Below are 8,333 nucleotides of genomic sequence, written 5' to 3' on the forward strand. Positions count from 1 at the left end.
CAGATGCAAGGAATCTTGCTGGGCCTTTGCCTGCTGTAATTTCTAACAGCTTTTTTATAGCTTTGTTGGAAATTCAGATGCTTTTGCCTTTGATGCGCCTTGCAATCTAATGGCATTGCTGTCGGAAATTCGGCATCGGATACCTCTTGGTTTCCGACAGAGTTTCTATTGACTGATGAATCAATTGACAACCCCAAATTAGGAGCAATTATGTCAATTTTAACGGCAACTCTTGGATATCCCCGCATTGGTAAAAACCGTGAAGTCAAGAAAGCTTTGGAAGGTTTTTGGAGTGGCAAATTAGAGGCAAATACTTTACTGTCTACTGTTCAAACTGTAGAAATAGAAAACTGGAAAACACAGCTACAGACAGGCATCGATCGCATCGGTGTAGGCGATACTACACTCTACGATCACGTGCTTGACTGGACAATTCGTTTAGGTCTAATTCCCAAACGCTTTCAGGGGTTATCAGGACTCGATCGATACTTTGCAATGGCACGGGGCAAAGAAGGAATTCCGGCCCTAGAGATGACCAAATGGTTTGATAGCAACTATCACTACCTCGTGCCTGAAATTCCAACCCAACTGCAACCAGCAGATTTCAGCGATTTTCTGGAGACGGTGCAGCGGGCAAAAGCGACGTTAGGGGAGCGGGCAGTGCCGATCGTTCTTGGCCCCTGTACGCTACTGCGGTTGAGTCGGTTAGATGGCGCAATGGAAGATTCTCTAGCGCAATTGCTGCCGCGCTACATCGAACTCTTGACGCAATTAAAAGCCCTTGGGGTTGCCGAAGTGCAGATACATGAACCTGCCTTAGTTCTGGGAGATGCAAACAACTTCAAAGCACACTATCAAACTGCTTATCAAGCCTTTGCTAAAGTCGATTTACCGCTGCATCTTGTCACTTACTTTGATGACTTGGGTGAAGCTTATTCTTGGGTGATGGCATTGCCTGTTACCGCGATTAGTTTAGACTTCACTCGCGGACGCAATTTAGATTTACTCAAGCAATATGGATTTCCCCCAGATAAGCATCTGGGCGTTGGCATTGTGGATGCCCGCAACATCTGGCAAATCCGTCCAGAACAATTGCTGCCAGTGCTGCAAGACATTCAAAGAATTACGCCTAATATCGTCATTCAGCCGTCGGCATCATTGCAGTTTGTTCCCTACGATGCCAAACGGGAAACAAAGTTGCCAGAACCTCTCCGCAATGTGTTGAGTTTTGCAGAACAAAAACTGCAAGCGGTGAAGTTTTTGGCACGCAGTTTAACAGGAGAAGAAACTGAGAGCGATCGCGCCAAGATTACCGATGCCTGGACAAAATTCGAGCAATTTAGTCCAGCCAATCCTGCCGTGCAGTCACGCATGAAAAGCATTACGACAAATGACTTTCTACGGGAATTATCCTACGGTTTGCGGCTGTCAAAACAGATTTCTCTGCCCATTTTTCCCACCACAACGATCGGCTCATTTCCTCAAACATCAGAAGTGCGACAACTGCGAGTACGGTATAAAAAGGGTGAATTGAGTCAGCCAGAGTATGAAGCAGCTATTGATGCTGAGATTGCCAACAGCATTAAACTCCAAGAAGAAATTGGGCTGGATGTGCTAGTGCATGGCGAATTTGAACGCACCGATATGGTGGAATACTTTGGACAACAGTTAGATGGATTTGCCTTCACGCAAAATGGCTGGGTGCAAAGCTATGGCAGTCGGTACGTGCGTCCGCCGATTATTTACGGTGATGTCGTTCGTACTGCCCCAATGACTGTACGCGAGTTTAAAGTAGCGCAATCATTGACGCAAAAACCAGTTAAAGGAATGCTAACAGCTCCCGTAACAATTTTAAATTGGTCATATCCGCGCACCGATATTTCACGACAGGAACAAGCGTTTCAAATTGCGCTGGCATTGCGCGATGAAGTGGCAGATTTAGAAGCAGCAGGAGCGAGGGTAATTCAAGTAGATGAACCCGCATTACGCGAAGGTTTACCTCTGAAGCTAGAGCGCTGGAGTGAATACCTGTCTTGGGCAGTAGATGCGTTTCGTTTGGCAACCGCAGTCGCTCATCCCCAGACTCAAATTCACACGCATATGTGCTACTGCGAATTCGGCGACATTATCAAAGACATTGAACGGTTAGATGCCGATGTGATTTCGATTGAAAATAGTCGCAGCAACAACCAAACGCTGCATGAAATCATCGCTGCAGGCTACACCTATCAAGTGGGTAACGGCGTGTATGACATCCACAGTCCAGTAGTGCCAACAACAGAACAGATTTTGCAGCAGTTGCGAACTGGAATTGCCAATTTACTTGTGCAGCAAATTTGGGTAAATCCCGATTGCGGCCTGAAAACACGGCGTTGGGAAGAAGTAATTCCGGCTTTAAAAAATATGGTGGAAGCTGCCAAAACGCTGCGGGAGGAAGTAAATGCGACCGGAAAATAGCATCTGGCAGGGAAACTTTGGCTACTGGCAACATGGCTTCATTCACACAAATCTGCTGATGATTGGTTATACAGGATGGAAGGGATTTCAGTCTTTTGGACGGGGAGTTGTGGTTTGTGATGTGGATACTAAAGTTATTCATTCTACAATTACAAATCTTGAACCTGTTCCGTTCGCAATCCAGTTTATCCCCTCGAATTTGATGGGATTTTACTTGCGATCGCTATCCCTTGACTCAGAGGCTATTTCATCTATTCAAGCAACAGTTGCCACCTACAATCCCGAGCAAGATATTCTGCTGGTGCTGAAAGTTAATCGTCAAATCGAGGTCAATTTATTAAGAAAAATGGCGATCGCACCTGCTGATTGTTACGAACAAGTCTGTAGACGCTGGGACGAATTCTCACCAAGCCCGAGTTCCTAAAACTTACCCTATTCTCCCAATGCCTAAACCAAATCTCTGTTATCAAATCCAGCTTTGGCAGTTGTTAGAAAAAGATGGACAGTGAAATGAACGGTTGCGATTGGCAGCAAGACTTTATTGCTACTAATTTATTGGCGTTGGGTTACAACGCCTGGATAGGTTACTTAGGAGGTGAACGCGGAGCAGTAATTTGCAGTCTTAATTCTCCACTTTTAGGAGTAGCAGGTGAAACATTTAACTCCTATTTTGTTCCGCGTTCCCGTCTCGCCCCATTCCTAAATGCGTGGCTGGCTGCTCCTGATACGGTGATCCTTCAGCATCATCACATGAATGCTCATATCCTTCAAGAAGTGGATAATTATAATCCGTTTAAGGATATTATTCTCCTGTTGGAATGCGCCAATCAAGCTATCTTTTTGAATCTGAGAAATCTTCCGATTTCACCTCCAGATTGTTACCAAACTGTGTGCAAGCACTGGGAAGATTTTCAACTAGAAACGGATGCTGTTGTGAAGCGTACTGATATTTCGCGGTAAATCTTTTTGAAACTGCGATCGACGCTCTGAATATAAATCTTCCGTCAACCCTTCCCATTCAAGTTAAACATGATGAATACTCACTTTCAAAGATGGGAAGAATCCCAACTGTTCAACATTCGTTAGAGGAAAAAGCAACAATGGCAAGACTTATTCAACATAAAAAAGAAGCCTTCTGGTTTTACCGTTTTGTGTCGATTGGCTACGATAATTTGATTAATCCGTTTTTCTGGACGATTCCCATGCGGGAGAAATCTCTGGAACTCGCGCAACTAGATCGCCCTGATTTACAAGTTCTAGATGCTGGAGCCGGAACAGGATTCACTACTTGTGGCATTGTCGAAAAAGTGAATTCTAACCATGTTAAAATGCTCGATCAAAGTCCGCATCAGTTAGCTAAAGCGAAACAAAAAGCTGCAATTAATGACTGTGAGAAGTTTCTCGGAGATGTGGAGAATTTACCCTTTGCTACCGATACATTCGATCGCTACATTTCTGCTGGCAGCATTGAGTATTGGCCCGATCCACAACGGGCGATCGCTGAAGCTTATCGTGTGACTAAACCAGGCGGAATTGCGCTGATTATCGGCCCGCTGGAACGCAAGAATCCGATCGCCCGTTGGCTGTCTGATACGTGGATGCTGTTTCCCAGTGAAGACGCTTATATCAGTTGGTATAAGTTAGCAGGATTCACCCAAATTCGCAAAGTGTACGTTGCACCGGATTGGTATGCTGATGAGAATAGCCCCTACGCGATCGCGATCGCAGGTGTGAAACCATCCGCCGGAAAATCTCCTGCAATCTTATCAGATGCTATTGAACAAGCCGCAGAACCAATGACGCTAGAGCGTTTTTTACTCTTCTGGTTTCGGTTTGTTATCGGCTCTGCTACTGGTGCATTATTTGTACCAATAGCAGCAGTGCGATCGCTCATAGCAAAGTTCAATTCTCCTCAACAAAATTCTGAATCCAAATAATCCGAAAGTATAGGCGGGGCGGGTTTATAAAGCTTCTGGTTTTGAAATTAAACATACTGGGGAACCCGCCCCTACAAGCATTGACATTATTATTCAAGAATGAAGCAACAGAAATACAAATGAACCCAAAATCGCCTGAATTTAAAACTCTCCTCACCCGCATCTCTGTAAATTCATTAGGAAAAAAAGGCGATCGCTTCTCAATCAACCCCTCAATCTCCGCCGATGGCCGCTTCATCGCCTTTGAATCTATTGCTACTAATTTAGTCCCCGGAGATACTAACAACACCTCAGATATTTTCCTGCACGACAGACTCACTAACATCACCATCCGCACCTCCGTCAACTCAACAGGAAATCAGGCAAATTTTGATGCTTTTAACCCAGCTATTTCTGCTGGCGGCCGGTTCATTGCCTTTGAGTCGAATGCAACTAATTTAGTAGCCGAAGACACTAACAACACATCAGACATTTTTCTCGGCAGCGGAAAAACTACTTTACTCAATCAAATACTCAAAAATCGCCAAGATTTAAAAGTAGCAGTTTTAGTTAACGAATTTGGCGATATCAACATCGATTTGCAGCTTCTTGTTTCTACCGAAGACGACATGGTAGAACTGAGCAATGGCTGCATTTGCTGCACCATCAACGAAGGCTTAGTCGATGCCGTATACCGAGTTTTAGAACGGGAAGAACGCATCGACTGCATGGTAATCGAAACCACCGGAGTTGCCGACCCGCTGCCGATTATCCTGACATTTATCGGCACCCAATTGCGGGATTTAACCAGTCTAGATTCTGTACTCACCGTAGTCTATAGCGAAACATTCACTCCCGAACATTTCGACAGCGAACCAGCTTTAAAAAAAGTGGTGCAGATATTGTGCTGCTGAACAAAACAGATTTAGCTCCTCAAGAAAAAGTAGAAAAGTTAGAAGCTTACATTCGCACAGTCAAGGAAAGAGCGAGAATTTTACACTCTCGATACGGTGAAGTTTCTTTACCCTTAATTTTAGGTTTAGGTTAACGCCAGCAGATGTTTTCGAGAGTCTTGAAACTGAGGATAAGCACGAGCATCACCATCACGGACATCACTCCCATTAATGAGAAAATGATGGCTTGGTTTCGCTATCATTTAAGAGCGATCGACCTTTTGATGTCCACAAATTCCCAGAATTTCTTACTGATAAAATGCCATTCGATGTATTTCGCGCTAAAGGCATTCTCTGGTTTAACGACAGTCAGATGAGACACATTTTTCAACTTAGCGGGCCGCGATACGAACTAGATGCTTTGGAATGGTTTACCCCACCTAACAATCAACTCGCAGTCATCGGGCGCAATTTAGATACCGATCGAATTCGAGAACAACTTAACAGTTGCTTAGTTTAAGACAAAGAGTCTATTAAGCAAACTCTAGCTATCCGTTACGCTGCCACTGCGCGGAAATTGACCGATCGCCCGATCGCACCCGTCGGCAAAATTAAATGTATAATATTAACGCAGTAAACCGCTACGAGTGAATCATGTCCGCAAACACCGCGCTACCCGCAGCCCTAGCTAAAATCGTCCAGCGCTTTCAGCGACACTCCGATCCGAAACAGCGCTACGAACAACTGCTGTGGTATGCCAAGCGACTCCCAGCATTTCCCGAAAGCGATAAACTGCCGGAAAACAAAGTTTCTGGCTGCGTATCGCAAGTTTATATTACTGCAAATTTGGCAGACGGAAAAGTTTTGTATCAAGGCGATTCTGACGCTCAGTTAGTCAAAGGATTAGTTGGGTTGCTGGTGGAAGGTTTGAGCGGATTAACTCCTGCTGAAATTGTCACCATTACCCCAGATTTTATTCAAGACACGGGCTTGAATGTGAGTCTGACACCTTCCCGCGCTAACGGATTTTACAACATCTTTCAAATGATGAAAAATAAAGCCGTTGCTTGCGAATTAACTAATCGAGCCGAAGCAAATTAACAGGATGACTAGCCGTGACCCAAACTACAAATTTAACAACAACCAATTCTAGCAACTATCCGGCGACTGTTCAGGAATATCTCTGGAACTGGAAAGAAACTCAGATAAAAGTTATTTACGAAACCAAAGGACAGGGAAATCCTGTATTGCTGCTGCCGGCATTCAGTACAGTTTCCACGCGAGAAGAAATGCGTCCTTTAGCAGAATTTTTAGCTTCTAACTTTCAAGTGGTGAGCTTAGATTGGCCTGGTTTCGGCGAATCGGATCGCCCGCGCACCGACTATAAACCGCAATTATACCATCAATTTCTCAAGGATTTTGTTGAGGCAATTTTTAATAGTCCTGTTGCTGTAGTTGCTGCTGGTCACGCTGCGGGTTATGCGATGCAGTTAGCGCAATCAAAGCCGAATGTTTGGTCAAAGATTGTGTTAGCTGCGCCGACTTGGCGCGGGCCTTTGCCGACGATGAGCAAACAGCAAAGCGGGTGGCATGGAATGGTGAGAGAATTAGTACGATCGCCCTTACTGGGACAATTCCTCTACAAACTCAACACTGCGCCTTCTTTCCTGAGTTTTATGTACCGCCGCCACGTCTACGCCGATGCAGGTAAAGTCACGCCGGATTTCATTCAAAGCAAATGGCAAGTGACGCAAAAACCCGGTGCTCGGTACGGTTCCGCTGCCTTTGTGACTGGTGGTTTAGATCCGGCTAAAGTGCGATCGGAATTTACAGATAAATTTCAAAAATTAGCAGTGCCGGTGATGGTTGTAATTGCTGAGAATGCGCCGCCAAAATCAAAGGCTGAAATGGAAGCATTAACGGAATTACCGGGCGTTGAATCGCGAGTTATTTCTGGTTCTTTGGGTATGCACGAAGAAAATGCAGCAGCTTTAGCAAATGCGGTTAAATCTTTTATTTGAGAGGATTAAGAGGGAATGAACCGCAGAGGGCGCAGAGAACGCAGAGTGGAGAAGGGAAGAGGGGAGGAATGCAAGCTGTTTTTTTAACGTTAGTTTGGATTGTTTGCTATTGGTTTTGTCTGCCAGTTTATGCTGTCGGAGATTCGCCGATGGTCAATTTGCCAAAGAGTACGATCGAAGGTGCGATCGACTTTCACATTCATTCTTCTCCTGATGTGATTCCTCGCAGGTTGGATGATTTTGAAGTAGCGAAATTAGCTGCTAGGGCGAAGATGAAAGCTGTGGTATTGAAAAATCATTATGCCAGCACAGCAGCGCGGGCAGTTTTGGTTAATAAAATAGTACCAGAAATCCAAGTTTTCGGGGGAGTTGTTCTCAATCATTCTGTCGGCGGCATTAATCCCGACGCTGTAGACGCAATGCACCGCATCGGCGGCAAATACGGTAAAATAGTGTGGCTGCCAACGGTTGATGCTGAGAATCATTTGCAGGTTTTTCATAAGTCGGGAATTGGGATTAAAGTTGCGGAAAATGGCAAGGTTTTACCGGAAACAGCAGCGGTGTTGAAGATTGTAGCAAAAGAGAATTTGGTATTGGAAACCGGTCATATTTCCTCAGAAGAAGTGATGGCGGTTGTCTGTGAAGCCAACCTTCTCAACATTAAGAACATCCTGATTACCCACGCAATGGCGGATGTACCCGGTTTGTCTCTAGAAAATATGCAAACAGCCGCCGCAGCCGGAGCTTTCTTAGAACTCGCATTTGTCAACGATTTGATGGGAGAAAATGCCGCTGATGAGGCACACAAAAACTGGCATCAAGTTTCTATTAGTCAGATGGTAGCAGCGATTAAACTAATTGGAGCCGAGCATTTTATTATGAGCACGGATTTAGGAAGAAAACCCGATCCTTTACCTGCGGAAGGTTACAAATTATTTGTAAAAAAATTGATGTCGGAAGGTATTTCTCGGGAGCATCCCAGTTGAGAACTAAGCAGAAATACTTAAGGAAAATTCCCCGTTAAGATAAGCACAGCGTAAGCGAAG

General features: G+C 44.8%; 7 protein-coding genes and 1 pseudogene. All 8 read left to right on the forward strand.

Annotation, left to right across the window (positions count from 1 at the left end; all coding sequences use genetic code 11):
• Positions 1–210: 210 nt before the first annotated feature.
• The 8 genes and pseudogenes from metE to QUA58_RS03315 all read left to right on the forward strand — a co-directional run bounded on the left by metE (position 211) and on the right by QUA58_RS03315 (position 8,273).
• Entirely contained in the window at positions 211–2,457 is a 2,247-nt protein-coding gene (metE, locus tag QUA58_RS03280) for a 5-methyltetrahydropteroyltriglutamate--homocysteine S-methyltransferase (protein ID WP_333393021.1), read from the forward strand.
• A complete protein-coding gene (locus tag QUA58_RS03285; RefSeq protein ID WP_333393022.1) occupies positions 2,441–2,881 on the forward strand; it encodes a hypothetical protein in 441 nt (146 codons plus the stop codon). The genes metE and QUA58_RS03285 overlap by 17 nt, the downstream gene beginning before the upstream one ends.
• A 74-nt stretch (positions 2,882–2,955) precedes the next feature.
• Entirely contained in the window at positions 2,956–3,417 is a 462-nt protein-coding gene (locus QUA58_RS03290) for a hypothetical protein (RefSeq protein WP_333393024.1), read from the forward strand.
• 140 nt (positions 3,418–3,557) lie between these two features.
• Positions 3,558–4,394, forward strand: coding sequence for a methyltransferase domain-containing protein (locus tag QUA58_RS03295; protein ID WP_333393025.1), 837 nt, complete (start codon positions 3,558–3,560; stop codon positions 4,392–4,394).
• 470 nt (positions 4,395–4,864) lie between these two features.
• Positions 4,865–5,786, forward strand: a pseudogene (locus tag QUA58_RS03300) (CobW family GTP-binding protein).
• 134 nt (positions 5,787–5,920) lie between these two features.
• Positions 5,921–6,367: a SufE family protein gene (locus QUA58_RS03305; protein ID WP_333253095.1), complete on the forward strand. Its 447-nt coding sequence runs from the start codon at positions 5,921–5,923 to the stop codon at positions 6,365–6,367.
• Between the two features lie 14 nt (positions 6,368–6,381).
• Positions 6,382–7,287 (forward strand): alpha/beta hydrolase, encoded by a 906-nt coding sequence (locus QUA58_RS03310; protein ID WP_333393026.1) that lies wholly within the window; start codon positions 6,382–6,384, stop codon positions 7,285–7,287.
• Positions 7,288–7,355: 68 nt separating this feature from the next.
• Complete coding sequence (locus tag QUA58_RS03315) at positions 7,356–8,273, forward strand: DUF6282 family protein (RefSeq protein ID WP_333393027.1); 918 nt, start codon at positions 7,356–7,358, stop codon at positions 8,271–8,273.
• The last annotated feature ends 60 nt before the right edge of the window (positions 8,274–8,333 follow it).

The organism is Microcoleus sp. N9_A1 (assembly GCF_036701795.1).
GTDB lineage: Bacteria > Cyanobacteriota > Cyanobacteriia > Cyanobacteriales > Microcoleaceae > Microcoleus.